26 protein-coding genes are annotated in these 26613 nt (G+C 44.9%); 22 read left to right on the top strand and 4 right to left on the bottom strand.

The annotated features are described in order from the left end of the window. Positions 1 to 78 precede the first annotated feature (78 nt). The 22 genes from MSG37_RS16885 to MSG37_RS16780 all read left to right on the top strand — a co-directional run bounded on the left by MSG37_RS16885 (position 79) and on the right by MSG37_RS16780 (position 22248). A complete protein-coding gene (locus MSG37_RS16885; RefSeq protein ID WP_248471829.1) occupies positions 79 to 1173 on the top strand; it encodes a sensor histidine kinase in 1095 nt (364 codons plus the stop codon). Further along, the gene (locus MSG37_RS16880; RefSeq protein WP_248471828.1) at positions 1170 to 1766 is read left to right on the top strand and encodes a response regulator transcription factor; all 597 of its coding nucleotides are present in this window, start codon (positions 1170 to 1172) and stop codon (positions 1764 to 1766) included. Before MSG37_RS16885 ends, MSG37_RS16880 begins: the two co-directional genes overlap by 4 nt. Positions 1767 to 1847: 81 nt before the next feature. Further along, complete coding sequence (recG, locus tag MSG37_RS16875) at positions 1848 to 3923, top strand: ATP-dependent DNA helicase RecG (protein WP_248471827.1); 2076 nt, start codon at positions 1848 to 1850, stop codon at positions 3921 to 3923. Positions 3924 to 4065: 142 nt separating this feature from the next. Further along, complete coding sequence (locus MSG37_RS16870; protein ID WP_248471825.1) at positions 4066 to 4935, top strand: DUF3014 domain-containing protein; 870 nt, start codon at positions 4066 to 4068, stop codon at positions 4933 to 4935. Positions 4936 to 5189: 254 nt separating this feature from the next. Continuing rightward, on the top strand, positions 5190 to 5921 hold the full coding sequence (locus tag MSG37_RS16865) for a beta-ketoacyl synthase chain length factor (protein ID WP_248471824.1): 732 nt from the start codon (positions 5190 to 5192) through the stop codon (positions 5919 to 5921). Between the two features lie 58 nt (positions 5922 to 5979). Beyond that, positions 5980 to 6747, top strand: a complete 768-nt coding sequence (locus MSG37_RS16860) for a lysophospholipid acyltransferase family protein (protein WP_248471909.1) — start codon at positions 5980 to 5982, stop codon at positions 6745 to 6747. Beyond that, complete coding sequence (locus tag MSG37_RS16855) at positions 6744 to 6998, top strand: phosphopantetheine-binding protein (RefSeq protein ID WP_248471822.1); 255 nt, start codon at positions 6744 to 6746, stop codon at positions 6996 to 6998. The genes MSG37_RS16860 and MSG37_RS16855 overlap by 4 nt, the downstream gene beginning before the upstream one ends. Positions 6999 to 7006: 8 nt before the next feature. Continuing rightward, a complete protein-coding gene (locus tag MSG37_RS16850; RefSeq protein ID WP_248471821.1) occupies positions 7007 to 7255 on the top strand; it encodes an acyl carrier protein in 249 nt (82 codons plus the stop codon). After that, positions 7255 to 7803 (top strand): hypothetical protein, encoded by a 549-nt coding sequence (locus MSG37_RS16845; RefSeq protein ID WP_248471820.1) that lies wholly within the window; start codon positions 7255 to 7257, stop codon positions 7801 to 7803. The genes MSG37_RS16850 and MSG37_RS16845 overlap by 1 nt, the downstream gene beginning before the upstream one ends. Beyond that, positions 7800 to 9179 carry an AMP-binding protein gene (locus tag MSG37_RS16840; protein WP_248471819.1) on the top strand — a complete coding sequence of 460 codons (1380 nt, stop codon included), beginning with the start codon at positions 7800 to 7802 and terminating at the stop codon, positions 9177 to 9179. The genes MSG37_RS16845 and MSG37_RS16840 overlap by 4 nt, the downstream gene beginning before the upstream one ends. Beyond that, the gene (locus tag MSG37_RS16835; RefSeq protein WP_248471818.1) at positions 9176 to 9553 is read left to right on the top strand and encodes a thioester dehydrase; all 378 of its coding nucleotides are present in this window, start codon (positions 9176 to 9178) and stop codon (positions 9551 to 9553) included. Before MSG37_RS16840 ends, MSG37_RS16835 begins: the two co-directional genes overlap by 4 nt. Beyond that, entirely contained in the window at positions 9553 to 11307 is a 1755-nt protein-coding gene (locus tag MSG37_RS16830; RefSeq protein WP_248471817.1) for a glycosyltransferase family 2 protein, read from the top strand. The genes MSG37_RS16835 and MSG37_RS16830 overlap by 1 nt, the downstream gene beginning before the upstream one ends. Then, complete coding sequence (locus MSG37_RS16825; protein ID WP_248471816.1) at positions 11304 to 12863, top strand: aromatic amino acid ammonia-lyase; 1560 nt, start codon at positions 11304 to 11306, stop codon at positions 12861 to 12863. The genes MSG37_RS16830 and MSG37_RS16825 overlap by 4 nt, the downstream gene beginning before the upstream one ends. A 14-nt stretch (positions 12864 to 12877) precedes the next feature. Next, positions 12878 to 13318, top strand: a complete 441-nt coding sequence (locus tag MSG37_RS16820) for an acyl-CoA thioesterase (RefSeq protein WP_248471815.1) — start codon at positions 12878 to 12880, stop codon at positions 13316 to 13318. 5 nt (positions 13319 to 13323) lie between these two features. Then, positions 13324 to 14091 (top strand): outer membrane lipoprotein carrier protein LolA, encoded by a 768-nt coding sequence (locus MSG37_RS16815; RefSeq protein WP_248471814.1) that lies wholly within the window; start codon positions 13324 to 13326, stop codon positions 14089 to 14091. Between the two features lie 5 nt (positions 14092 to 14096). After that, on the top strand, positions 14097 to 16592 hold the full coding sequence (locus MSG37_RS16810; protein ID WP_248471813.1) for an MMPL family transporter: 2496 nt from the start codon (positions 14097 to 14099) through the stop codon (positions 16590 to 16592). Next, positions 16582 to 17853, top strand: coding sequence for an NAD(P)/FAD-dependent oxidoreductase (locus tag MSG37_RS16805; RefSeq protein WP_248471812.1), 1272 nt, complete (start codon positions 16582 to 16584; stop codon positions 17851 to 17853). The genes MSG37_RS16810 and MSG37_RS16805 overlap by 11 nt, the downstream gene beginning before the upstream one ends. Beyond that, positions 17841 to 18458, top strand: a complete 618-nt coding sequence (locus tag MSG37_RS16800) for a DUF3261 domain-containing protein (RefSeq protein ID WP_248471811.1) — start codon at positions 17841 to 17843, stop codon at positions 18456 to 18458. The genes MSG37_RS16805 and MSG37_RS16800 overlap by 13 nt, the downstream gene beginning before the upstream one ends. A 22-nt stretch (positions 18459 to 18480) precedes the next feature. After that, entirely contained in the window at positions 18481 to 19728 is a 1248-nt protein-coding gene (locus MSG37_RS16795; protein WP_248471810.1) for a beta-ketoacyl-[acyl-carrier-protein] synthase family protein, read from the top strand. 1 nt (position 19729) lies between these two features. After that, positions 19730 to 20206 carry a hotdog family protein gene (locus MSG37_RS16790; protein WP_248471809.1) on the top strand — a complete coding sequence of 159 codons (477 nt, stop codon included), beginning with the start codon at positions 19730 to 19732 and terminating at the stop codon, positions 20204 to 20206. Between the two features lie 75 nt (positions 20207 to 20281). Next, on the top strand, positions 20282 to 21007 hold the full coding sequence (locus MSG37_RS16785) for a 3-ketoacyl-ACP reductase FabG2 (RefSeq protein WP_248471808.1): 726 nt from the start codon (positions 20282 to 20284) through the stop codon (positions 21005 to 21007). Beyond that, a complete protein-coding gene (locus MSG37_RS16780; protein ID WP_248471807.1) occupies positions 21004 to 22248 on the top strand; it encodes a beta-ketoacyl-ACP synthase in 1245 nt (414 codons plus the stop codon). The genes MSG37_RS16785 and MSG37_RS16780 overlap by 4 nt, the downstream gene beginning before the upstream one ends. Positions 22249 to 22380: 132 nt before the next feature. Here MSG37_RS16780 and MSG37_RS16775 read toward each other — a convergent pair whose 3' ends face one another. The 4 genes from MSG37_RS16775 to dtd all read right to left on the bottom strand — a co-directional run bounded on the left by MSG37_RS16775 (position 22381) and on the right by dtd (position 26596). Then, positions 22381 to 23955 carry a cadherin-like domain-containing protein gene (locus tag MSG37_RS16775; RefSeq protein ID WP_248471806.1) on the bottom strand — a complete coding sequence of 525 codons (1575 nt, stop codon included), beginning with the start codon at positions 23953 to 23955 and terminating at the stop codon, positions 22381 to 22383. Positions 23956 to 24388: 433 nt separating this feature from the next. Further along, positions 24389 to 25273 (bottom strand): helix-turn-helix transcriptional regulator, encoded by an 885-nt coding sequence (locus MSG37_RS16770; protein ID WP_248471805.1) that lies wholly within the window; start codon positions 25271 to 25273, stop codon positions 24389 to 24391. A 367-nt stretch (positions 25274 to 25640) separates the two neighbouring features. Then, positions 25641 to 26099 carry a thioesterase domain-containing protein gene (locus MSG37_RS16765; protein ID WP_248471804.1) on the bottom strand — a complete coding sequence of 153 codons (459 nt, stop codon included), beginning with the start codon at positions 26097 to 26099 and terminating at the stop codon, positions 25641 to 25643. A gap of 59 nt (positions 26100 to 26158) precedes the next feature. Continuing rightward, positions 26159 to 26596 (bottom strand): D-aminoacyl-tRNA deacylase, encoded by a 438-nt coding sequence (gene dtd / locus MSG37_RS16760; protein ID WP_220780483.1) that lies wholly within the window; start codon positions 26594 to 26596, stop codon positions 26159 to 26161. Positions 26597 to 26613: the final 17 nt, after the last annotated feature.

Here is a 26613-nt window from a genome sequence, read left to right as displayed (position 1 = left end):
AGTTGAGTCAAAAAGAAAAACAGTTCGAAAATGGAGAGCGCTGCACTTAAAGCTCTCTCCAACTAAAAGGAATTAACCATGACGCAAGACATACCAAACCCAGCAAGCAAGACAGAAGACAAGTATGCATGGGTCTATCTGATCAATTTAGTTTTTTACTTTATCCCCTATTTCATTATCGATATGCCGCAGTGGCAAATTCTGCTTAGTTTGGCTGCATTAGCGCCGTTTATTTATTGCTACTTCTGGGCTTATCGAAGTAACAGCAGCCGTGCACACCTGCCCATACTAGCGATGATCGCCATTGCGATAGCTGTCACCCCAATTAATACCGGCTCGTTATCGCTATTTACCTTTGCCGCCTTTTTTATCGGTTTTTTCTACCCACTTCAAAAAGCAGCGCTGGCTTTAATTAGCCTCATAGGCGTGCTGGCATTACTCAATCTAAGCCTTAACTTTGATCATTATTATTGGGTCATTTATGGTGCAGGGTTAATTGCCGGCGTTGGCCTATTTGGTGTTATTGAGCGCAGACGTATTGAAAATTTATGTAAGCAGCAAAAAAGCCAACAAGAGATCCATCAGTTAGCCACTATGCTGGAGCGTGAGCGGATTGCCCGCGATCTACACGATATTATGGGCCACAGCTTGTCGTCCATTTCACTCAAAGCCGAGCTTGCCGAAAAGCTCCTTGCTAAAGACGATATTGAGCAAGCACAGCAACAACTAAGCGAACTCAATAGTATTGCCCGAGACAGCCTAAGCCAGATCCGCCAAACCGTATCGGGTTATAAGCATAAAGGTCTTGCCGCCAGCGTAACTAACTTATGCCAAACCTTGCGTGATAAAGGCTTAAGTGTGCAACTAGAGGGAGATATCCCTAATCTAAGTAGCGATCTCGAGACCCATTTAATTCTCTGTTTAACTGAGCTGTGCAATAACGTTATTCGCCATAGCCAGGCACAGGAGTGCAGCTTAAGCTTTAGCCAGAATGAGCAACAGATTATTATTCAGATCACTGATAATGGTCAGCTAGACAATTTAGAGCAAGGTAACGGTCTCAAAGGGATCCGCGAACGTTTGCAACAGTTTCAGGGCACGCTGTCATGGGATTTAAGCCAGCAATGCCAATTTACCATTACGCTGCCACAGTCAGGAATGCCACAACGATGAAAATTCTCTTAGCCGAAGATCAAGCCATGGTACGCGGAGCGCTTAGCGCATTACTCAGTTTGAGTGGTGAGTTTGAAGTGGTGCAAGCTGCCGATGGTGATGTGGCTTTAAAGTTACTGCAACAGCAAGAGTTTGATTTACTCCTTAGCGATATAGAAATGCCCGGGTTAACCGGGCTAGAACTCGCCACTTGGTGCCAAAGCCATAAACCTGAATTAAAGATAGTCATCGTCACCACCTTTGGCCGTGCTGGTTACATTAAGCGGGCGATAGAGTCTGGTGTCGGTGGATTTTTATTAAAAGACGCCCCCTCTGATACCTTAATTGAAGCCATTAATCAGGTCATGGCGGGCAAACGCGTTATCGACCCGGAACTTGCCATTATGGCAATTGGTGAGCAAGATCCACTTAACGATAAGGAACGTCGCGCACTCAGGCTAGCCGCAGAAGGAAAAGCAACAGCGGAGATCGCTACAACACTTTTTATTGCCGAAGGCACAGTAAGAAATTATCTTAGTGAGGCGATGAGCAAATTACATGCAACGAACCGTATTGATGCCGCTAGAATCGCCAAACAGAAAGGCTGGTTATGATCAGCGTTAGCCATCTAATTTGCGTAAACCAATAACTCTGATAATATATGTATAAAATTACAGTGTTTGAGTGCTAACCTTTTGCAAAGACTCGATCTTGTCCCTATTACAGCTCTCAAAGGCGTCGCTAAAAAGATGGCCGAGAGATTAGCAAAGCTGAGTATAACAACTGTGCAAGATCTGTTGTTCCATCTGCCGCTGCGCTATGAGGACCGCACTCAAGTCTACCCTATTGCCTCGCTTTACCCTGGCAGTTACGGCACCATCGAAGCCGTTATTCAATCAAGCCAAATTATTCAAGGCCGCAAGCGCATGCTCACTTGCACTGTGCGCGATGATAGCGGCAGCCTGACTCTAAGATTCTTTAATTTCTCTGTTGCCCAGCGTAACGGCTTAGAGATAGGTATGACCATTCGTGCCTATGGTGAGATCCGTCGCAGTAATCACGGCGTTGAAATCATTCACCCTGAATATAAACTGATTGCTGCGGGTGAAGATCTACAGTTAAGCGATACACTCACGCCTGTCTATCCAACCACTGAAGGCCTAAAGCAAGCCAGCTGGATAAAACTCACCGATCAAGCATTGGCAATGTTAGATGATGGTGGCTTACCTGAGTTATTACCGCCTAATCTGCAACCAAACAATTTAGATTTAAAGCAAGCCTTGCACATTTTGCATCGCCCTAATAATCAAGTATCGCTATTTGAGTTAGAGCAAGGCACCCATCCTGCTCAGCAGCGATTAATTCAAGAAGAACTGCTTGCACATAACCTAAGTATGCTGCGCCTACGTCAGCGTAGCAATCGCGACCATGCAGTGAGCATGAATGCCACCGGTCAATTGCTTAATCCGTTTCTCGCATCGCTGCCATTTAAGCCTACTGGCGCGCAGCAACGAGTGGTTGCCGATATTGGCCGCGACCTAGAAAAAGCCGAGCCAATGATGCGCCTAGTTCAAGGTGATGTCGGTTCAGGTAAAACCTTAGTCGCCGCATTAGCTGCACTGCAAGCCATTGAAAGCGGCTATCAAGTGGCAATGATGGCGCCAACTGAATTACTTGCCGAACAGCATGCTATTAACTTCGCTGCATGGTTTGAACCACTGGGGCTAAAAGTCGGTTGGCTTGCGGGTAAACTAAAAGGCAAAGCCAGAGCGCAATCACTGGCTGATATTGAATCTGGTGACGCGCATATTGTGATTGGCACCCATGCCATTTTCCAAGAGCAGGTGGTATTCAATAAACTCGCTTTGATCATTATCGATGAGCAACATAGATTTGGTGTACATCAGCGTTTAGGCTTGCGTGAAAAAGGTATTAGCCAAGGCTTTCATCCGCATCAATTGATTATGACGGCTACGCCTATTCCGCGAACCTTAGCAATGACAGCTTATGCCGACTTAGACACTTCGATTATCGATGAGCTGCCACCCGGCAGAACGCCAGTAACAACGGTGGCAATAGCGGATCAACGCCGTGATGATGTGATTGAGCGCGTTAGGCAAGCTGCCATTAACGACAAGCGCCAAACTTACTGGGTATGTACGCTCATTGAAGAGTCTGAAGTACTCGAATGCCAAGCAGCTGAAGATACCGCTGAAGAGCTAAAACGCGCACTACCTGAGTTAAAGATTGGCTTAGTGCATGGCCGGATGAAACCAGCTGAAAAGCAGCAGATCATGGCTGACTTTAAAGCCGGCGAACTCAATTTACTGGTTGCCACTACTGTAATTGAAGTGGGTGTGGATGTACCAAATGCCAGCTTAATGATTATCGAAAACCCTGAGCGTCTCGGCCTAGCTCAGCTACATCAGCTACGTGGTCGTGTTGGCCGCGGGGCGGTAGCCAGCCATTGTGTACTACTTTATAAAGCGCCGCTATCAGCAACAGCCACTAAACGCCTTGGGGTGCTCAGACAAAGTAATGATGGCTTTGTTATCGCTCAGCAAGATTTAGAGATCCGCGGCCCAGGTGAAGTGCTAGGTACTAAACAAACCGGTATTGCCGATATGAAAATTGCCGACTTGATGCGCGATCAAGCACTTATACCGCATGTGCAAAAACTCGCAGCCCACGTTATGCAGCAAGCGCCTGAATGTGCCGATGCTATTATTGAGCGTTGGCTTGGTGATAGAGAACAATTTGTACAAGCGTAAAGTGCTAATTTTGTAAGCTTTTGAAATTAAATATACTTAATACAGCTTCTGCCTATAGACAATCTGTTCGATTTTTGCAAAATGGATTGAAACTGTATTTTTATTATTAGTCGTATCACTGCGCTGGCGCAGAGGAGTTAACATGCAACTCAGTCAAGAAGATAGAATTTCCCCACAAGAGAAAAGTTCAGGCACCAATGGATTAGCGATTATCGCTATCATTGCGGTTGTGGCGCTATCGGCAGGCGGCTACTACTATCTCAGCGGCAATGAAAAAGCTGAAGAACCACAAATTATTGCACCTGTGGTTATCCCTGATCCACTTCCAGCAGAGCCGCTTGAAACAGAAGCAGTACCAGAGCCTGAGGTGGTTGAAGTTATTCCTGAGCCGGTGCAGCTTCCAGAAGTCGAGCCAACGCCAGAGCCTGAACCACTACCTGCACTCGGCGACAGTGACGCTTATGTGCAGCAACAAGTGACTGCCGTTGCCGACGGCATGGCCATTGAGCCACTTTTAATTGAAGACAATGTTATTCGTCAATTTGTGGTATTTGTTGATAACTTAGCTCAAGGTGAACTCGCACGTAAAGTGAGCCCGCTAAAATCACCAAGCACCAGTTTTACCGCATCTGATATTGCTAATAAGACTTATATCAACCCAGATAGCTACCACAGATACGACCTTTATGCCGACTTTTTAGCTAGCCTTAACGATGAAGAACTAGCGAAAACATACAAAAAAGTCACGCCACTGCTAAACGAGGCGTTTGCCGAGCTAGGTTACAACCGAACTTCATTTGACGAGCGCATGCAACAAGCTATTGAAGTGATGCTAGATGCACCAATTATCGAGCAACCAATCGAACTAGATGGTGTTAGCGTTAACTACCAATTTGTGGACCCAAAGCTTGAAGCACTGCCAAACGCGCAAAAGCTAATGGTTCGCATGGGCCCAGAGAACGCTCGTAAAGTTAAGTCAGCGCTTCGTCGCCTGCAAAAGCAGCTTAACTAAAGCCAAGCTCAACCTTCTCCAATAACCTAGGCGCTTAATCTAAAGCGCCTAGGTTAAATCAACAGCATTTAACCTAATCCCTACTTCTGAGTATCAAACGTATCGCAAAAGGTCTTATTACACTCAGCCTATATGATGTAGAATAGTCACTGTTAACGTTATTGTGCCTAGATACGCCAAGCTACAAGCCGTTTCAAAGCCAAATAATTTTCTACTAGTAGGGGCAATACGAAAGGACATTCGTATCTGGGGCAGTGCATTTGAAGTTCAGCATTCTTTCATGGGGCGCTTGGTCGCCACATTACCAACAAGCCTCTGAATGGCTAAATTGGCCAGACAGAGCCTCTGACGATGCAGCATTAAAGCCTGCTGTGCCTAAACTTGCTCATATACCAGCAATGCAGCGCAGGCGCCTTAGCAAGCTCACCAAGATCATTCTTGAAGCCGTACATCAATGCGCACCTAGCGAGCAATGTCGTAGCATTTTTGCCTCGCAACATGGTGAGATTAACCGCACTATCAGCCTGTTAAATGACATTGTTGATGGCGCACCGCTATCCCCTACTGGATTTAGCCAATCAGTCCACAATACTGCGAGTGGCATCTTTAGCATTTTCAGCCATAACCGTGCAGCCTCGACTTCGATTGCTGCTGGCAGCAATACTTTTTCTCAAGCCTTTATCGAAGCGTTTGCTCAACTTCACGCCAATCCTGAACCTTTGTTACTGGTGTATGCAGATGAACCAGTACCACAAGTTTATAGTCAATTTGCCTCACAACCTGAGTGGCCAATTGCTATCGCGTTTGTGCTAGCGCCAGCGGATCATCAACAAGATGCCTTAGCAACGATCAAGCTAACACCCGCAGCGCTTGCTGATAACAATGCAGAGCAGCTTAACTATGGTGAATTACTGGCAAATCTTGCAGCTAAAAAACGACTGACGGGTCTACTTTCAGGCTGGCACTGGGAGCTTGATTGTGACTAAAGCTGCAGTTGAAAAAGCCACTGAATACAGACAACCTCGAGCGCCAAAGTTAACCGGAATCGCCTATATTCCGCGCTGGGTTGGCGGCACTCTTTGCTATATGTCATTTGGCTTAGGCGGCCTGCTAAGCTCGCTCACCATATTGCCTATTTTAAGATTTTGGCCTGGCACGCGCCAGCAACGTATTGAGCGTGTGCAACGCGCGGTACACATCATGTTTAAAGGCTTTGTCCGCATGATGAGTTGGGTTGGGCTAATCAGCGTCAAATACCAAGATATTAGCCGCCTAAGTAATGCAAAAGGCATGATAGTTACCGCAAATCACCCAACCTTAATTGATGTGGTGGTGCTGATAAGTTTGATGCCTAATGCAGGCTGTATTGTCAAACAAGGGCTATGGCGTAACCCGTTTCTACGTGGCGTCGTTTCTTGTGCTGGTTACATACCTAATCGCGGCGCAGAACTGTTACTCGAGGACTGTAAGTCGGTATTAGAGCGCGGTACTAACCTGATTATTTTCCCTGAAGGGACTCGTACCATTATTGGTGAGAAAATTAATCCATTTGCCCGTGGCGCAGCCAATATCACCCTGCGTACTAGCAGTGATCTTTTGCCGGTATTTTTGAAAACCAATACGGTTGGCTTTAGTAAACAGCAAAAGTGGTATCAGCTACCAAGACGCACGATTGGAATTGATATTGAAATTGGCGAAACATTGCCATATTTGCGCTATGATGCTGCGGCAGGTGGCGATGCAAAAATGGCAAGACAGATGACCCGCGACCTAGAAAACTATTATAAACAACAATTAGATAGATACTTATGAGCTTAGATAACGAAATTAAACAACTGATCATCGACTGCCTTGACCTTGAAGACGTCAGTATCGATGATATCGACTCTGAAGCCCCACTATTTGGTGACGGTCTTGGCCTCGACTCAATTGACGCACTCGAGCTAGGCTTAGCCATTAAAAAGCAGTTTGATGTCAAAATTGAAGCTAACTCTGAAGCGACAAAACAGCACTTTTATAGTGTGGCTAGCTTAGTAAGCTTTATTGAGTCACAGCGAGCCTAGGAGGAATGATGCAAACTCGTGAACAAATCCTAGACATGCTAACCCAAATCCTTGTGGATGAGTTTGAGATTGATGCAGACGATATCACCCTTGAAGCCTCTCTATATGAAGAGCTTGATTTAGACAGCATTGATGCCGTTGATTTAGTGATTAAGCTGCAACAAATGACAGGTAAAAAGATTAAGCCTGAAGAGTTTAAAGCTGTAAGAACCGTCAATGATGTTGTCAGCGCAATTGAAGGTTTAGTGCAAGACTAATGCGACTGTTTTTGCAAATAGTGACATCCATAGTCGTTATCGCTTATCCACTGGCGGTCTACTTTGGGCTGCACTATTTGCCAGCAGGCAGTATCGCCTTAGGCTTATGTGCAGTGTTAATCCTTAGATTGTTTCTGCAGCAGCAACAGGTAAAAGCATTATTATTGCCTATTATCGTCGGTATCGGCCTCACTGCAGGCAGCTTTATCGCAAAACAAAATGACTGGCTATTGTATTACCCAGTCGTGATAAATCTGACCATGTTGAGCTTGTTTGGCTATTCACTCAAACATGGGCCGAGCATGATAGAAAGATTAGCTCGACTCAAAGAGCCAGAGCTACCAGACGCCGCTATAGGCTACTTAAATCGTGTGACATTAATATGGTGTGGTCTGTTCATTTTTAATGGTGCAATGGCGCTTTATACCGCTCTATACACCAGCATCGAAACATGGACACTCTATAACGGCTTAATCGCCTACTTGCTCATTGGGTCGCTACTTGGTGGCGAATGGTTATATCGAACATTTTGGTTAAAAAAGTCATGACGAATTTACTAAAAGCTTGGTTAAGCCAAGGGCCTGTTGCGCAGCAGCTGATTAGCTTTAATCACCACGATATTGTTACCGGCTCAGTTTTTTGCTCACAAGTAAGTCAGTTGCATCAGCAGCTGATGGGATCTGAAGAGCAGCGCTGGTTATTAAGCAGTGACAGCAGTGACCTCTTTGCTGTAGGGCTTTGCGCCGGTCTATTAGCGGGTAAAGAGGTGATCTTGCCTGCCAATACTCAAGCTGGCACTTTAAGCGAACTCACCCATGAGTACGATGGCGTGATGGCCAATATGCCAATTTGCGAAGGCAAAAGTTTTTTACGTCTCGATAAAGACCAAAACCCACCTACTGGTAGCTGGCCACAAGTACAAAGCTACGGCAAGTTAGTGTTGTTTACTTCAGGTAGCAGCGGCAAGCCTAAGCGTGTAGTCAAAACCATTGACCAGCTTGATGCAGAGGTCAGCGTGCTTGAGCATACTTTTGCCCAACACTTACCTCATTGCAGCGTCATATCTACCGTCTCTCACCAACACATCTATGGGCTATTGTTTAAGATCCTTTGGCCACTTGCGGCAAGTCGTCCGTTTTTAAGTGACTTAGTGGAATACCCTGAAACCTTAAGTTATTACGCTAATTTATTTCCAAATCTATGCCTGATCAGTAGCCCGGCGCAGCTGTCTCGACTACCGGATGCACTGGACAACGAAAAGCAATTACGAGCCCCAAGTTTAGTGTTTAGTTCTGGCGGCCCATTGAGCTTTGACGCTTCAAAATCGGTAGCCAATTGCTACGGGCAACCACCTATCGAAGTCTTTGGCAGCACTGAAACCGGTGGTATAGCCTATCGCCGCCAACACCAAGCCAATGCCAGCTGGCAAACCTTTGCGTCAATAGAGATCGCTCAAGCGGAATCCGATGGCGCACTCATGCTCAAGTCTCCTTATTTGCCAGATAACGCTTGGCTTAAATGTGATGACAAAATTGAATTGCACAGCGATGGAAAATTTAGCCTGCAAGGCCGTTTAGACCGCATTATTAAAGTTGAAGAAAAACGCCTGTCACTAGTGCAAATGGAATCTTTATTAGAAAGCCACCCTTGGGTATCTAAAGCGGCATTAGTCATGCTAGAACAGCCAAGAGTTCAGCTTGGTGCAGCTATCGAGCTTTCTAAAGAGGGGGCTGCTCAGCTAGAAACGAACGGTAAACTCGCACTGAATAATCAATTAAAAAGTCACTTGCTCAGCCAGTTTGAACGGGTGACATTACCTAGACGTTGGCGTTACCCAGATGCTTTACCTTTAGACCAACAAGGTAAGCGGGTGCAAACAAATATGTTAGCCCTATTTGATATTGATAAGTTTAAAAGCAAATGATTACATCAAATCTGCCCACCATTATTAGCTTTACCAGCGAAGCCGATAGCGCTACTTGGCGACTGGATATTGCTGCCAATCTTAACTATTTCAATGGTCACTTTCCCGAGCAACCCGTGTTGCCAGGGGTTACTCAACTCGATTGGGCTATCAAGCTTGGCTGCGCTCACTTTGGCTATAACGTTAATGTAGCGACACTTGAAGTGCTTAAGTTTCAACAACTCATGCTACCTAACACTCAGGTTGATCTGATTGTGAGCCATAGCGCCGCTAAACAAAAACTCACCTTTGCTTATAGTGATGGCGAAAAGCGTTTTGCGTCGGGTCGCATCGCCCTCAATACCACTAACTCTCCAGTAGCGGTAGGCAGCTAATGCGCTTAGCTTTAGTCGTACCAAACTATAATCATCGCGGCGCCATTGAGCGCACGCTAGAGGCGCTTGCGGCCTTTGATTTACCTTGTTACTTAATTAACGATGGTAGCGATGATGAAACCCGCTTTTTACTGATCGAGCTAACAGAAAAATACCCTTGGGTGACGTTACTGCATCACCCATACAATCGCGGTAAAGGCGCTGCGGTAATGACAGGACTGCGCACTGCCTATGCCGATGGTTTTACCCATGCACTGCAAGTTGACGCCGACGGCCAACACGATTTAGCAGATATTCCGGCTATGATTGAGCGAGCAGAATCGGCGCCAGAAGCCTTGATTTCAGGTTTACCGCAATACGATGAGTCAGTGCCTAAAGGTCGTTTATATGGCCGCTATATCACCCATTTCTGGGTGTGGGTAGAAACCTTAAGCTTTGATATTAAAGACTCCATGTGTGGCTTTCGCATTTATCCGCTTGCCGCCACTGAAAAGCTATTTCTAAGCCACGCCTTAGGCGAACGCATGGATTTTGATATCGAAGTCTTGGTACGTCTTTACTGGCAAGGGGTGCTGATTATTCACCTGCCCACCCGTGTCATCTACCCCGAAGATGGTGTCAGTCATTTTCAAGGGCTTAAAGATAATGTGCGTATCTCTTTAATGCACAGCAAGTTATTTTTCGGCATGTTGTGGCGTCAACCTAAACGGCTTTTACAGTCGATAAAGCAGCTATTCACCGCCTCAAATAAAAACAAGCATTGGTCTAATATGACCGAGCGCGGCAGCTACTGGGGCATAAAACTGATTGCCGAAAGCTACCGTTTTGGTGGTCATTGGTTATGCCGTGCGATCATGTACCCAGTGATTGTGTATTTCTTTATTACTGGCAGCACTGCTAGAGCTGCATCAAAACAGTTTCTAGAGCACGTCAAACAGCAGCAGCCTGATCATCCACAATTGAGTGAATCACTTAGCTGGCGCGATAGCCTGAAACACTTTTTTGCCTTTGGTAATGCCGCTCTCGATAGAATCGACGCATGGTGCGACCGTATCAAACTCGAACAGGTGGAGTTTCCTAATCGCGAGATGCTCGCCAATGAACTTGCAGCAGGAAATGGTGCAGTGTTGCTAGTATCGCATTTAGGTAATTTGGAGCTGTGCCGCGCCATTTCAATCCACCAGCGCAAAGTAAAAGTTAACGTGATGGTGCTGACTGAAAATGCTGAAAACTTTAACCGAGTACTAAAGCAACTTAATCCAGACAGTGCACTCAACCTTATCCAAGTGACCGAACTTGGGCCCAGTACCTCAATGTTACTGCAGCAAAAAATTGAGAATGGAGAACTGGTGGTAATAGCCGGCGATCGCACCTCATCGCAAACAGCAGGTCGGGTAATTTACCAAGACTTTTTAGGCGAGCAAGCGCCGTTTCCTCAAGGACCTTTTATTTTAGCCGGCCTACTAGACTGCCCGGTGTATACCATGTTCTGCCTGCGCCAAAATGGTCGCTACCATGTGCATTTAGAGCATTTTGCCGACACCTTAAAAGGCCCAAGAGCAGGCCGTGCAGAACGTATCGAGCAAGCCGTAGATGAATTTAGTACTCGCTTAGCGCGTCATGCATTAAGTGAACCGCTGCAATGGTTTAATTTTTATGATTTTTGGCGTAAAGATGAGCAAGCACAACGAACCCACGCCAATAGTAGTGATTGCAGTAATGACTGCAATAGTAAAGGACAAGCAAGCAAATGACCCAAGACACAACACCTCAGCCACAGTCGGTAGAATTTGGCTATAACAGCCTATCGCTTGAAGATGTGGTCGCCATTGCTAAAGGCGCAAAGGCTAAGCTCAATCAAACAGCTGAGTATCGCGCCTATATTCAAAAAGGCGCACTGTTTATTGATAGCCTCTTAAAAGAGGAAGGTGTGGTCTACGGCGTTACTACTGGTTACGGCGACTCTTGTACTGTAACTGTTGGCCTAGATCTGGTGCATGAATTACCACTGCATTTAACCCGTTTTCATGGCTGTGGCATGGGCGAAATATTGTCGCCAATGCAAGCCCGTGCTGTTATGGCATGCCGTTTAAGCTCTTTAGCTATTGGCAAGTCAGGGGTGACTTATGAGCTGTTACAGCGTATTGAGACCTTGCTAAACCTAAATATCACACCGGTGATCCCAGAAGAAGGTTCAGTTGGTGCCAGCGGCGACTTAACGCCACTGTCTTACCTAGCTGCAGTACTGGTTGGCGAGCGCGATGTGATTTATCAAGGTGAGCGCCGCCCAACGAGTGATGTGTATAAAGAGCTTAATATCGTGCCACTTAAACTGCGCCCAAAAGAAGGTTTGGCCCTAATGAACGGCACCGCGGTAATGACCGCCCTAGCCTGCTTAGCCTATGACAGAGCGCAATATATGGCGCGCCTTGCTAGCCGTATAACAGCTATGGCATCGCTAACCTTAAAAGGTAACTCCAACCATTTTGACGACATTCTATTTGCCGCTAAGCCTCATCCAGGTCAAAACCAAATTGCAGCGTGGATCCGTGAAGATTTAAATCATCATATCCATCCACGTAACTCCGACAGACTGCAAGACAGATATTCTATTCGCTGCGCGCCGCATGTTATCGGCGTGCTGCAAGATGCACTACCATTTATGCGCCAGTTTATTGAAACAGAACTAAACAGCGCTAACGACAACCCAATTGTTGATGGTGAGGGCGAGCATATTCTGCATGGCGGCCACTTCTATGGCGGCCATATTGCCTTTGCGATGGACGCGATGAAAAACGCAGTAGCCAATATTGCCGATCTTATTGATCGCCAAATGGCGTTGGTAATGGATCAAAAATTCAATAACGGTTTACCAGCAAACCTATCTGGCGCAACGGGCAACCGCAAGGCAATTAACCATGGCTTTAAAGCGGTACAAATTGGCGTTTCAGCTTGGACTGCAGAAGCATTAAAAAACACTATGCCGGCCAGCGTGTTCTCGCGCTCAACCGAATGCCATAACCAAGATAAAGTCAGCATGGGCACTATCTCTGCTCGAGACTGTATGCGCGTATTACAGCTTACTGAGCAAGTTGCAGCTGCGGCACTATTAGCTATGTCGCAAGGTATTCGTCTGCGTATCGCCCAACAAGAGCTAGTTGCCAGCTCAATCACGCCATCTTTAGCCAATACCCTTGCGCAAGTTGAAGCTGATTTTGAGCTGCTAACTGAAGATAGACCGCTAGAACAAACGCTACGCTCAACCGTGGATAAGATCCAACACGGTTATTGGGAAGTGTGCGGAAAATAATAAGGACATTACTAATGAAAGGCATTTTACACGCAGAGATGGAAGTTGAAATTCCGTTTCACGATGTCGATTCGATGGGCATCACTTGGCATGGTAACTACTTACGCTATTTTGAGTTAGTCCGCTGTAAACTGCTGGATAAAATTGGCTATGGCTACCGCGCTATGCAAGATTCTGGCTTTAGCTGGCCAATTGTTGATGTGCAGATAAAGTACGTTCAATCAAGCACCTTTGAACAAAAGGTGCTGGTTAAGGCAGCGTTAGTTGAGTGGGAAAACCGTCTAAAGATTAACTACCAAGTACTTGATGCTCAAACAGGTAAACGCATAACTAAAGGATACACAATTCAAGCCGCAGTCGATATGCAAACCCAAGAGCTCTGCTTTGTTACGCCTGAAGTATTTTTACAGAAAATAGCTCATCTGCTACCAGAAAACGCCCAAGGCATGGAGTAACTCGCATGAAGCTCTTGCAGCTGGCTGCATTCAGTCTTTTCATTATCGCCGCTGTAGTGCTGACAGATAGTAGCCTAAATAAAAGCTACGCAGCGCAGGTGCCAGCCATCGGCGATGCTGCAATGAGTACTTCTGCTACTGACTACTCAGCGCTATTTGCTAAGCCAGCAACTAACGCTGAGTTGGTTAAGTTAAGCCAAAGCTTATCACCAAGCGAGCAAGCAAAAGGACACTTCACTCAGGCTCGCTATCTTAAAGTACTGAAAAAGCCATTAATCAGTCATGGTGAATTTGTATTTGCTAACAATATCGGGGTTATTTGGCAGCAGAATAAGCCTTTTGCCAGTACCTTAATCCTTAAGGATAAACAACTCATTCAAGTCGACAGCCAAGGCCGTATCAGCGTTAACCACGCCGAGCAGACTAGCGCTAATATGTTGAGTGATATCATGCCTAAGCTACTGAATGCTTTGCTTAGCGGCGATATAACCGCATTGAAGCAACATTTTGAGCTTAGCCTTATTATGCCATCTGCCAAGACTAACAACGTTAGCTCGTCGCCAGCTTCTACCCAGTGGCAACTTGGGCTAAAGCCACTTGATGCCATAGTGCAAAAAGCTATGCCGAAATTAGTGCTAACAGGCGCACAGCAGATCCAATCTTTAGTGCTGTTCAGTGATAATGGCGATCGGAGCCAAATTGAATTTTCTGCAGTTAATGATTCGCCACTTAGTGATGCAGATAAGGCTCGCTACTCTCCTGAGGGCAAGTAACTCACATGCTGCCCACTTTGCGCTATTGGTTAAGTCCTAAAACCGCCAAATTGAGGTTTGCTATTTGGCTAGCCTTACTGGTGATGACAGCCCTATCTGGTTGGCTCTCATGGCAAAACGGCGCAAGAATTCAAAGCGACATTCTAGCGATGCTGCCCAAAGTTAGCGAAAGCCCGCTAACTCAACGAGCTATGGCACAGGTTGAGCAGCAACTCGCTAACCGTATTTACCTTGGATTTATAAGTGATAATGAGCAAGCGGCCATTGATGCAGCTAAACTCGCTATGGCTAAGCTGCAACAAGGTAATAGCAATTCCAGTTCATGCTCAGACTCAGACTCAGCATCTAACTCTAGCCCTTTTATCGACATCTCTAGCGCCGATATGGCTCAAGCTGATGCGCTAAATAGTTATTACTTTAAACATAGATTTCAGCTTCTCACTGAGGAGCAGCGCCAACAATTACAGCAAGGTAATTGGCAGCAACTCACCCAATCTGCGTTAGAGAAACTCTATAACGCCTTTAGCTATGCCAATAGCGAACTAATTAGCCGCGACCCTCTGTTACTGTATCCTGACTCATTACTCAGCCTTGCGCCATCACAGCAACTGAACGTTAAACAAGGTATATTGATTGCCAATATTGCGCCATCTGCTGCGACTCCAAAGCCACAGTATGCAGCAATCGTTATGGCAAAAGGTCGCGACAGCGCCTTTAATCCTAATGCACAACATGCTCAATTAACCGTACTCGACAACGCCTTTACCGCAGTGACTTCCCAACATACTGCAACGAGTTCGCAAGCTAACAGCATTGAAATAATTAAAGCTGGTGCACTCTTTCATGCCGCTGCTGCGACCGAAAACGCCAAACAAGAGGTGTCGACTATTGGCCTGTTGTCGCTAATTGGTGTCATTGGCTTAGTGTGGCTAGCGTTTCGCTCGATAATGCCGCTGACCATAGCGGTAGTCACTGTCAGTAGCAGCATGTTATTAGCCATAGTTGCCACAAGTGTTATTTTTGGTGAGTTGCACTTACTCACCTTAGTGTTTGGTACGAGTTTAATCGGGATCTCTATCGACTATTGTTTTCACTATTATTGTGAGCGGCTTAATAACCCACAAGACAGCAGCGATAACATCATTAAGCATATTTTCACTGCAGTAAGTCTGGCGTTATTAACCAGCATTATCGCCTATAGCGCGCTAGGTTTAGCACCGTTTCCTGGAATGCAGCAAGTGGCTGTATTTTGCGCCGCAGGCTTGCTCGGGGCGTACCTTACCCTGTTACTTGCCTACCCTGTAATTGCTGCGAGTCCTTTAAAAGATGCGAGCCGCGCACTTAATCTTGCTCAGCATTACCAAGCTTTTATGCTTAAACGGTTTACCCCATCAAGCCTACGGGCCAAATTGCTACTCGCACTAAGTTCAAGCTTGTTTATTGCAGCTGGATTATGGCTACTTAGCGCCGATGATGATATTCGCCAGCTGCAGCACACTCCGATAGAGATTCAAACAGAAGAAGACCAACTGCGACGCTTATTAAGCGGCGGCACTGACAACCAATTTCTATTGGTCAGCGGCGCAACTGAAGAGCAAGTAAAGCAGCAATTGGAAAAACTAGAGCCAGTTCTGCAGCAAGCTGAGCAAGACCAGCTAATAGGTAATCATTTAAGCCTAACTCGCTTCTTGCCAAGCCAAGCAAGTCAGCAAATGAACTATCATCTGCAAGCTGATATTTACCTGCATCACTTAGATTCGATTGTGGCGCAACTCGGCTTAGATGACAGCATAAAGGCCAAGCTAGTAGCCGATTATCAGGCTGGTAACAGGCAGTTTATAAACGCCGAAAGCTTTTTTAGCCATCAGGCTGGCTTAAGCTTTAAGCCGCTATGGTTACCAGCAATAAATACTGATAACTCAAGCGCTCAAGCAAACACAGAATATGGCGCAATCGTGCTACTTGGCGGTATTAAGCAGCTCAATACTTTTGCCGCTCTTTTTGATGGCAATGCGCATATCAAACTGATTGATAAGGTTGGTGATATTTCTAAAGTAATGGGCCATTACCGTCAGCTAACGCTAGCCTTTCTTGCCATTGCACTGATTGTTGCGGGGCTTATTTTTACGATGCGATTTGGTAACAAACTCGCTGCGGTAGTCATTGCTGTACCTGCACTTTCGGCACTGTTAACCCTAGCGAGTTTAGGCATATTGCAAAATCCATTAACCTTGTTCCACGCATTAGCACTAATTTTGGTGTTTGGAATTGGCGTTGATTACAGTCTGTTTTTTGCCGAATCTAAGCAGCAAACTCGTGGAGTGATGTTAGCGGTATCTATGTCAGCTATTTCTACTCTATTAGCTTTTGGCTTGCTGGCGTTTAGCCAAACACCCGCCATCAATGCCTTTGGTTTAACCTTGCTATTAGGTATTAGTTTTACCTTTTTGCTTTCGCCTTTTATTCAAAACTTTACAAGGAAGTCTGCTAATGTCGACTGATAATGCTGTTCAGTACGAATCTGCCCCAAGCCTCAATGTTGACGTTGCCATTATTGGTGCGGGCCCTTCAGGTAGCATTGCGGCTAGCTTATTACATGCCCAAGGTAAGCGGGTAGTGGTACTTGAAAAGCAACACTTTCCACGTTTTTCTATCGGTGAAAGCTTATTACCGTGCTGCATGACAGTCATTGAACAAGCCAATATGCAAAACGCGGTTGAACAAGCGGGTTTTCAATTTAAAAATGGCGCTGCGTTTAAATATCAAGACAAATACACCCAGTTTGACTTTACCGATAAGTTTACTCCAGGCCCAGGCACCACCTTTCAGGTTGAGCGCGCCACATTTGATAAACTACTGGCCGATGAAGCGGTAAAGCAAGGTGTAGATATTCGCTACGGTCACAGTGTTGAATCTATCGATTTAGATGCTGAGCCACGCTTAACCGTAACTAACGAAAAAAATCAAACTCTGAAGGTTAACGCTAAATTTATTCTCGATGCCAGCGGCTTTGGTCGTGTCCTGCCAAGATTGCTAGATCTGGAAAAACCTTCAACGCTACCAAGTCGCAGTGCGGTGTTTAATCATATTAAAGATAACATCTCAGATACTAGTTTCGATCGCGATAAGATCCTCATCAGCGTACACCCAGACAATCAAGATATCTGGTACTGGCTTATTCCTTTCAGTGACGGTCGCTGCTCAGTCGGCGTTGTTGGTAAGGAGCAACAACTGCAAGGCTTAACGTCTGATGGTAACTGCGATCTAAATAACGTGCTTACTACCATGATTAATCAAGAACCGGGATTGGAAAAACTCTTAGCCAACGCAGAGCTTATTAATGAGTCAGGCTTACTAAAAGGATACTCTGCCAATGTCACAACATTGGCCACCAATAAATTTGCTCTGCTTGGTAATGCCGGCGAATTTTTAGATCCTGTATTTTCATCAGGTGTAACCATTGCCATGCAGTCAGCCTCTATGGCCACTAAAGCACTGGTAAAACAGCTAGATGGTCAACATATTGATTGGCAGAAAGAATACTCAGTGCCACTCATGAAAGGTGTGGATACTTTTAGAACTTACGTTGAAGCTTGGTACGACTGCCGCTTTCAAGATGCGATTTTCTTTGACGATCCCGACCCTAAAGTAAAACAGATGATTTGCTCTATCCTTGCCGGTTACGCTTGGGATGAGAATAATCCCTTTGTTAGCGAGTCCAAGCGCCGCTTGAATATGGTTGTAGAATTATGCCGAAGCTAAGCTGTTACCTGACCGTCTTGCTCCTAGCCCTGTTATCAGGCTGCAGCCAAACATTTGAGCGTCAAACCTGTGTCACACTTGCAGCTGAAGTTAACTATTGTTTAGCGCCAATAAGCCAACAAGTATTAGGTAATGGTCAACAAGCACTTAGCGCGATGCAAAAGGCCAGCATTCAAACTGAAAATAACCAACATGAGCTACTCAGTCAGCTAGAGCTTAGCCAGCAACAACTGACCTTGGTTGGCTTAGCACCACTTGGGCAAGCCTTGTTCACCCTTAGCTATGATGGCCAAAGCCTTATCAGCGAGCAGAGTAAATTGCTCGGAGAGCAGTTTAAAGCTGAGTACTTACTTGCGATAATGCAATTAATTTACTGGCCGGATAATAGTATTAATCAGCATCTAGAGGGCGCTACAATTAGTAATTACTCATGCGATGCTGCTTTGTGCCGCGGGTTATTTTTTGCTAAAAATGACTTAAATGAAATAACCACTAGCCAGCAACCTTTTATCAGTATTCGCTATAGCAATTTAGCGCAGTGGCAGGCTGAGGTTGAGCTTAAGATCCCAGCAGCCGATTTCCAGCTAAATATTAGCCCTCTTTAACCCTAATTTGGTGGTATTAAAAGTGAACCCAGCAACAGCTATCGCAATAACCCATCTTGGTTTATGCACCCCATTAGGGCAAACACCGCAAACCGTGCGCGACAACCTTATCGCAGGCAATATCGACGGCATGAAATGGCGCGATGACCTGCTATTTGAGCGCTCTGTACTTGTAGGGCAAATCGATACTAAATTGCCAAGTATAGCGAGCGAGCTTAAACGCTTTGATACCCGCAATAACCAATTAACCTTGTTAATAGCCAAACAAATCGAGTCAGCCGTGATTGCCGCTAAAGCGCAATATGGTAGTCATCGCATTGGTATTATTCTTGGCACTAGTACCTCAGGGATCGCCACTGGCGAAAGTGCGCTGGCACAGTTACAAACTGAAGGTCAGTTCCCGCTAGATTACGATTACGCCAAGCAAGAACTCGGCGATACCAGTCAATTTCTGCAAGCCTATTTTGGCTTAAATGGCCCTTGCTATACCGTATCAACCGCATGTTCATCTAGCGCTAAGGTGTTTGCCAGTGGTCAGCGCTTAATTGATGCAGGCGTATGCGACATGGTCATTGTTGGCGGCATTGATACCCTATGTAAGCTTACTCTCAATGGCTTTTATTCTCTGGAATCGATTTCTAGTGGTCACTGCCAACCATTTAGCGTTAATCGCGACGGTATTAATATTGGCGAAGGTGGCGCACTGTTTACACTAGAGAAAGTTAATCTAGATAAGCCAGCCCAACAGCCAACAAGCTATATCATTTTAAGTGGTATTGGCGAGTCTAGCGACGCCCATCATATTTCCGCTCCGCACCCAGAGGGCCAAGGCGCTGTAGCCGCCATGCAAGCGGCATTAGCCATGGCCAAACTGCGTCCAGAGCAAATTGATTACCTAAACTTGCACGGCACTGCGACACCAAAAAATGACGCCATGGAAAGTCGTGCAGTACAACAAGTCTTTCAATCAAGCTTACCCGCTTGTAGCTCAACCAAACCTTTAACCGGGCACACATTGGGCGCGGCGGGCGCCGTTGAAGCAGCATTTTGCTATCTGCTACTGAGTGATTACAATATGCCGCAATATTTGCCGCCACAAGTATGGGACGAGCAAGCGGATCCGAATGATCCTGACTTACCCTTAGTTAGCGCCAATATGCAGGCTGCAATTCACCATGTGATGAGCAATTCATTTGCCTTTGGTGGCAGTAATGCCAGCGTGATCTTTAGTCGGTTAACCGCCCATTGTGACTCAAAAGAGAGAGCTTAAGATGTTTGATGCCACAAAGCTTGCAGAGCAAGATGTAGCTAACTTTATCCCTCATCGCGATCCGATGATTTTAATCAGTAAGTTGTTAGCCCATGAGTCCGATACCTTGCTTACTCAAACTGATATTAATGCCAGCAGCCCCTATTTCGACAGCAAGCTAAATGGCGTGCCTAATTACGTTGGCATTGAATATATGGCACAAAGTATTGCCGCATTAGCTGGTGTCGAAGCACACATGCGTAACGACATTATTCGGGTAGGTTTTTTGCTCGGCAGTCGCAAGCTTAAAATGCATATCTCACAATTTGATTTAGGCCAAAGTTATAAAACTCGCGTGACACGCTTATATCAAGAAGACAGCGGCTTAGCGGTATTTGACTGCCAGATTCTGCATAATCAGGACGTTGTTGCAGAAGCTAATGTCAACGTGTTTCAACCGCAAGACACACAAGCCTATATTGCTGGCGCAAACCAATAATTTGAATATATAGATATCGACCGTAGTCCGGCCAATATAACAACCGCAGCCAACGACTACGCGGGGAGCAACAAGATGACTAAAAGAGTATTAATTACTGGTTCAAGCCGCGGCATAGGTAAGGCTATTGCTTTAAAGCTTGCCGCATCTGGCCATGACATTGCCATGCACTTTCATAGCAACCAAGATGCTGCAAACGCAACTCGAGCAGAGCTAGAGCAACTCGGGGTTAACGTTACCTGCTTACAGTTTGATATCGCCGATAGAGCTGCCGTAAAACAAGCCATCGAACAAGATATCGAGCAACATGGCGCTTACTATGGCGTGGTATTAAACGCAGGTATTAATGCTGACACAGCTTTCCCAGCGATGACAGAAACTGAGTGGGATAGCGTAGTACACACCAATCTTGATGGCTTTTATAATGTTATCCACCCAACGGTAATGCCTATGGTGCAGTCTCGCCAAGGCGGCCGTATTATTACGCTTGCGTCAGTATCTGGCATTGCTGGTAACCGCGGACAAGTTAACTACAGCGCTTCAAAAGCTGGCATCATAGGCGCAACTAAAGCGCTGTCTTTAGAGCTGGCAAAACGCAAGATCACTGTTAACTGCATCGCTCCTGGGCTAATTGAAACTGATATGGTTAGCGATATACCTAAAGATATGGTCAACACCTTAGTACCTATGCGTCGCATGGGTAAGCCCGCTGAAATTGCTGGCTTGGCTAATTATTTAATGTCTGACGATGCAGCTTATATCACTCGCCAAGTGATCTCAGTTAACGGAGGCATGGTATGAGTCAGGCGTCTTTCCCTCGCCGCGTAGTGATCACTGGTATTGGCGGCATTTCAGCCCTCGGCCATGACTGGCCAACTATTGCTGCCAATTTAAAAGCCAAGAAAAACTGCGTTGTACGCATGGATGAGTGGGATAGATTTGCTGACTTACATACTCGTTTAGCAGCCCCAGTGACTGACTTTGAGGTTCCAAGTCACTACAAGCGTAAGAAAATTCGCTCCATGGGCCGAGTATCAATTATGGCGACACGTGCCAGTGAGCTTGCACTAATGGATGCAAATTTACTTGATGATCCTGTTGTAACTTCAGGTGCAATGGGCATAGCTTACGGCTCATCCACTGGCAGTACCGACCCGATTGTCGCCTTTGGCGATATGCTCAAAGACGGCGATATGTCTGGCGTAACCGCCACTAGCTATATCCGCATGATGGCGCACACAACGGCAGTTAATGTTGGCGTATTCTTTGGCCTTAAAGGTCGCGTACACACCACCAGCAGCGCTTGTACTTCGGGCAGCCAAGGTATTGGCTATGCTTATGAAGCCATTAAATATGGTCAACAGGATTTGATGCTTGCTGGCGGTGGCGAAGAGCTTTGCCCAACCGAAGCTGTAGTTTTCGATACCCTGTTTGCCACCAGCACCAAAAACGAGACTCCGAGTGAAACGCCGCGCCCATTTGATAAAGACCGTGACGGACTCGTAATAGGTGAAGGTGCTTGCACACTAGTGCTTGAGGAGCTTGAACACGCTCAAGCTCGCGGCGCAACAATCTATGCTGAAATCGTTGGCTTTGGCACTAATGCAGATGGTCTGCATGTGACACAGCCAAACAGCGAAACCATGGAAACTGCGATTCGTTTAGCCCTAAAAGATGCAGCCATAGATGCTGATAAAATTGGTTATGTGAATGCCCACGGCACAGCAACCGACCGCGGTGACATAGCAGAAACTCATGCAACTCATGCGGTATTTGGTGCCAAGCAAGTTATCTCTTCATTGAAAAGCTACACTGGCCACACCTTAGGTGCTTGCGGCGCTTTAGAGGCATGGGTCAGCATAGAAATGATGAATGAAGGCTGGTTTGCCCCAACGCTGAACCTGAGCGAAATTGACTCCGAATGTGGCGAGCTTGATTATATTAAAGATGATATTCGGCTGCTTGAAACTGATTACGTGATGAGTAATAACTTCGCCTTTGGCGGCATTAATACTTCGCTGATCTTCAAGAAATGGAAATAACCCCCTCCTTTCTAAGGGGCTAATACCAATCAGTATCTTAAATAATAACGCCAAGGAAGCAGTGCAACCTTGGCGTTAGACTAGTACTTATAATCAGTACTTATAATCAGCACCTATCATTTGTGCTTAAAATTAGTGAATATTGCCGATCTCTGCCGCTCTTTGATCATAGTCTTGCTCATGGCAGGTCTTGCAGCTATCCGATGCCCGTAACCAAGGCTTATTATATTGACCATCTAAAGAGAAATTACTTGGATCGTCTGATGCTCGTGAAATATCAATTTTGAACATGTGCGACTCACTTGGCATATGACAGTCGATACATTCAATCGAGACATGCGCTAAACCACCTCCATTGCCAAGATTAAAAGTCTTATCATGACAAGCAGTACATTCTCTAACAATCGCCTGCTCATGGCCTGGCTTATCTTGATAATGTTCCGATTTATGCGGGTTATGACAAGTTGAACAAGTAAAGTCTTTCTTCTTGCCCATAGCTTCTCCTGAATCAGGATCAGTACCAATCATAGTAGTTGCTGCATGTCTGCCGCCTCGGCCATTAAGGCCACCGCCATTCTTATCAATACGACCTCCTTGTGTATCACCACCAAATACTGCATTTTGAGGCGAAATATAGTCAGGATAGCGTTTTATAGAATCATCAACAGTATGGCATTCACTACAAGCTATAGCTTTGCCGTACCCCATATCGTCACGAAGAAAATCTGCAGTAGTACGAGGTGTCGCGCGCTTAACAATATTTTGCCCAGACGGTTGTTGGATATGCTCACCACCTGCACCATGACAGCTCTCACATTGCACACCAGTTAACGCGAAAGTACCGCCCATACCTGGCATATCATCTTGCCTGTTCAAGTTACGATAATCACCGGTCGCTTCAGTGTAATCTTTCCAACCTGTTGTATGGCATCGTCCACAGTAATCATAAGGGTGTGCATCAGGGGCATCATTAGGAGCATACGCATACATCATTTCGGCTGTTACTTGATGGCCTTTAGGTACGACTGCTCCGCCAACTTTATCCCCACTAAAGATGTAGCCATTCATATCAACAAACATGGCACTACTCTTATAGCCACCAATCACATAACTGATATCTCCCCATCCCGTTGGCTTACCTAAAGTGTTATCAACCCCCTCGATAAAGTCTAAAATTCCAGAGATTGATGTGAAGGGATAAATAGGCTCCTCACCATTTTCAATTTTAGTAAACTTAAAATTATGCCCAGTTTCAAAGAAACTTTGTTTATCGGTATGACAGGAAATACACGTGTTGGACCCAACATAAACTAATTTATTTTCAGACACGATAACGGTGATAATTGACTGAGCAGATCCGCCATTGCCATCTTCGATAGCATACTCGATTATCGTTGTGCCTATTTCTACGGGCTCAAATAGCACTTGGTTATCACTAATTGTCGCTTGACCCGTTCCCTCTTTAATTGTCACTTCAGTGATAACTAATGAATCACCATCAGCATCAGTGTCATTTGCAAGCGCATCAATTAAAACGCTTTTACCTAGAGTCGTTGCTCCCTCTGTAGGATTCGCAATCGGAGGAGTATTTGCGTTAGGTGGCGGAACAGACTCATCATTATCACTGCCACACGCAACTAGTAAAGAAACCATGCTAGCAAGCAATAACTTTTTGCACGGAAGGTTTATGTCAAAAATATCCATCATCATTTCCCCTTTAGGAGTATTATAATTTGGTTTTTTCTTATTCGACTTACACATGCTTAAGCACTTAAGAAACAAACAGTAAGCATATTCCGATGCATCAAGCTGTTCCTCTGTTCAAAATCTTCTACAACATGCGTGTCGCGGTTAAACCTAATTATTGTCAAAGCCGTTAATTCACAAATTTTCAACTTATTAAAAAAACAACTAAGTAATTAGAATTTAACGAAACCAAAATAGAACAAAGCAAGGAGGGATAAATATGGATTTATTGGATTTAAAAGTGGTCATTTTCGAACCTGATACACAAAGTGTGAACTTGACTGCAAATACAGATTCACACTTTTATCAATAATGAGATCTACTTTAAATTCAGCTTAGTGTTAAATAAGTGATAGGTTGATTAGTATTTTTCTAAAAAATTAAATGCGCACCATTAAGAATAGCTACACGCTTTAAATTTCGACGGTGTCAATTTTGTATGCCGTTTAAAAAACCTCATAAAGTAGGTAACGTCATCAAAACCAAGTTGATATGCAACCTCTTGAACCTGCAAGCTATCTATCACCAAACGCCGTTTAATCTCAAGAATAATGTAGCTATCAATTAATTGTTTAGCTGTTTTATCACAAGCAATCTTACACAATTGATTCAAAGACTTATATGTAACCCCCAGCATGTTAGCATAGTCTTGGGCATGTCGAGTTTGCCTATATTCTTGAGTAATCAATATAAGAAAATGATTAAACCGGGCAACTTGAGCTTCACTTAAGTGTTCCATATTATTTTTACGCTCCTCACCAAGCGCCACCAATAAAGATGAAAAAATTAGTTGAGGAAACAGTGGCTCACAACTTTTCCTTAATTGTGTTTTTTCAATTTCATATAAGAGAGAACTGCAAGTAGCTGCCAGTGCTGGCGATAAGTCGAACACTGGTGTATACGAATTTAAAAAGTAAGTAGGCGCAAAAAATGGCAATCGAACATTAGTCAAAATCATATCGAAAAACTCATCAGTCACATTGATCATTTTCCCTTTTGCCTGACTCGAAATATCAAATGCATGCACCTGATTTTTATTGATAAAAATAAAACTCCCTTTCTTAAAAGAGTGATATTTAAAATCAATGAAATGACGCCCTTCACCTTCAGTGATGTAAATAAAGCAATAGTATGTTATTCGATGTGGTTTGCCTGGATCAAAGCTACAGCGAGGCAACTTCTTATAAAAATTGCCTAAGTCTAAAACCTCTAAGCCTTCTTTGTGACTAGGTGGTGCTCTAAATTCAATAATCGGAACTTTAGCTATTTTATCTACCATCAAATTACCACCAAAGTTTAGGCTTAATAACGAGCAATTATCACAAGACGTTAACCTTACACACCTCACGACTAATTTACTGTTAACTAAATCAAAACCACGCATAACAACTTTGCGATACAGGCCTGATATATACAGCTAAATGGGCTGTAGATAATACTTACTAGATAAAATATAAAAATAACTAAATAAAGTAGATGCTAAAGAAGGGTAGCTAAATTAAAACAGTACAAGCTTTATTTAGCACTATCAATAACGACTATTGTTAGTGCTAAATATATAAACCATCATATCACTTATATTTTTAGACTAGCGCTACAGACAAGTCTAAGAGCGGAATTGTCAGTCAGATAAGTAAACATTTCATTCAACTATGTGAATTTATCGTACTCACATACAAGCCAGAAAAGCTCGCACAAAGTTTATCTTGGCAATAAAGCTCTACTTCTAAACCTACTTTCACTCGACGACCTTGAGCTAGCTTAGCCAACTCTGTTTCCGGCCAGCAAACCTTAGCTACAGGCTTGCTATCAATAGGCGCAAGATAACGCACGTTGGCATCGGCCAATACTATGTCACCATCTACGTCTGCCAGTTGTTGCTGTAGCCAAAGCATCCCCCAACCAGTTAAGGTCATCAGCGTATAGATGCTACCGGCAAACATGGTCTGGTGCAGATTGATGTTAGGAGCAAGCGGCGCTGTTACGCTAAATTCCGTACCATCAAATGCCAAGGGCGTGATCTGCATAAACTCACTAACAGGTATGGTTTGATGCCATGTCTGTTGCAGTTGCTCGAGTAAGTCTTGCTGATTCAATGCTGCCATGCTCACTTCCTTTTACTGGTGACCAGCTTTAATGTCGCTACCAACGGTATTAACCCGCACTACACCTGTAGATTAAAGGTTACTGGGCCGTCATTTAATAAAGAGACTTTCATATCTGCAGCAAACTGCCCTGTTTGGGTATTCACGCCTTTTGACTTACAAAAATCGACAAATGCGTTATACAATTCTCGCGCTTGATCTGGTGTACCTGCACCAGAAAAACTTGGGCGTAAACCGCGGCTAGTATCCGCTGCAAGAGTAAATTGCGATACCACCAATAAACTACCACCCGCTTGCTCAAGGTTAAGGTTCATCTTGCCATTCTCATCGGAAAAGACTCGATAGCTCATCACCTTAGTCGCTAGCTTCTGCATTTTTTCGATATCATCACCCTGCTCTACACCAAGCAGGACTAACAGGCCTTTGCCGATCTCGCCGATAGTCTCGCCATCAACAACAACCTTTGCCTCACTCACACGCTGAATTAAGCCAATCACGTACTCTTATCTCCGAT

The sequence above is a fragment of the Shewanella sp. 1CM18E genome (genome assembly GCF_023161665.1).
Taxonomy (GTDB): domain Bacteria; phylum Pseudomonadota; class Gammaproteobacteria; order Enterobacterales; family Shewanellaceae; genus Shewanella.
This window is presented reverse-complemented; position numbering and strand designations above follow the sequence as displayed.

What these genes read in the sequence shown, in the direction of transcription:
- MSG37_RS16830 (WP_248471817.1), top strand. Translation starts at nt 9,553, where the DNA reads ATGCGCTTAGCTTTAGTCGTACCAAACTATAATCATCGCGGCGCCATT.
- MSG37_RS16810 (WP_248471813.1), top strand. Translation starts at nt 14,097, where the DNA reads ATGCTGCCCACTTTGCGCTATTGGTTAAGTCCTAAAACCGCCAAATTG.
- MSG37_RS16765 (WP_248471804.1), bottom strand. Translation starts at nt 26,099, where the DNA reads ATGGCAGCATTGAATCAGCAAGACTTACTCGAGCAACTGCAACAGACA.
- MSG37_RS16775 (WP_248471806.1), bottom strand. Translation starts at nt 23,955, where the DNA reads ATGATGGATATTTTTGACATAAACCTTCCGTGCAAAAAGTTATTGCTT.
- MSG37_RS16815 (WP_248471814.1), top strand. Translation starts at nt 13,324, where the DNA reads ATGAAGCTCTTGCAGCTGGCTGCATTCAGTCTTTTCATTATCGCCGCT.
- MSG37_RS16790 (WP_248471809.1), top strand. Translation starts at nt 19,730, where the DNA reads ATGTTTGATGCCACAAAGCTTGCAGAGCAAGATGTAGCTAACTTTATC.
- MSG37_RS16820 (WP_248471815.1), top strand. Translation starts at nt 12,878, where the DNA reads ATGAAAGGCATTTTACACGCAGAGATGGAAGTTGAAATTCCGTTTCAC.
- MSG37_RS16885 (WP_248471829.1), top strand. Translation starts at nt 79, where the DNA reads ATGACGCAAGACATACCAAACCCAGCAAGCAAGACAGAAGACAAGTAT.
- MSG37_RS16785 (WP_248471808.1), top strand. Translation starts at nt 20,282, where the DNA reads ATGACTAAAAGAGTATTAATTACTGGTTCAAGCCGCGGCATAGGTAAG.
- MSG37_RS16840 (WP_248471819.1), top strand. Translation starts at nt 7,800, where the DNA reads ATGACGAATTTACTAAAAGCTTGGTTAAGCCAAGGGCCTGTTGCGCAG.
- MSG37_RS16770 (WP_248471805.1), bottom strand. Translation starts at nt 25,273, where the DNA reads ATGGTAGATAAAATAGCTAAAGTTCCGATTATTGAATTTAGAGCACCA.
- MSG37_RS16845 (WP_248471820.1), top strand. Translation starts at nt 7,255, where the DNA reads ATGCGACTGTTTTTGCAAATAGTGACATCCATAGTCGTTATCGCTTAT.
- MSG37_RS16855 (WP_248471822.1), top strand. Translation starts at nt 6,744, where the DNA reads ATGAGCTTAGATAACGAAATTAAACAACTGATCATCGACTGCCTTGAC.
- MSG37_RS16850 (WP_248471821.1), top strand. Translation starts at nt 7,007, where the DNA reads ATGCAAACTCGTGAACAAATCCTAGACATGCTAACCCAAATCCTTGTG.
- MSG37_RS16835 (WP_248471818.1), top strand. Translation starts at nt 9,176, where the DNA reads ATGATTACATCAAATCTGCCCACCATTATTAGCTTTACCAGCGAAGCC.
- MSG37_RS16800 (WP_248471811.1), top strand. Translation starts at nt 17,841, where the DNA reads ATGCCGAAGCTAAGCTGTTACCTGACCGTCTTGCTCCTAGCCCTGTTA.
- MSG37_RS16780 (WP_248471807.1), top strand. Translation starts at nt 21,004, where the DNA reads ATGAGTCAGGCGTCTTTCCCTCGCCGCGTAGTGATCACTGGTATTGGC.
- MSG37_RS16805 (WP_248471812.1), top strand. Translation starts at nt 16,582, where the DNA reads ATGTCGACTGATAATGCTGTTCAGTACGAATCTGCCCCAAGCCTCAAT.
- MSG37_RS16880 (WP_248471828.1), top strand. Translation starts at nt 1,170, where the DNA reads ATGAAAATTCTCTTAGCCGAAGATCAAGCCATGGTACGCGGAGCGCTT.
- MSG37_RS16870 (WP_248471825.1), top strand. Translation starts at nt 4,066, where the DNA reads ATGCAACTCAGTCAAGAAGATAGAATTTCCCCACAAGAGAAAAGTTCA.
- MSG37_RS16825 (WP_248471816.1), top strand. Translation starts at nt 11,304, where the DNA reads ATGACCCAAGACACAACACCTCAGCCACAGTCGGTAGAATTTGGCTAT.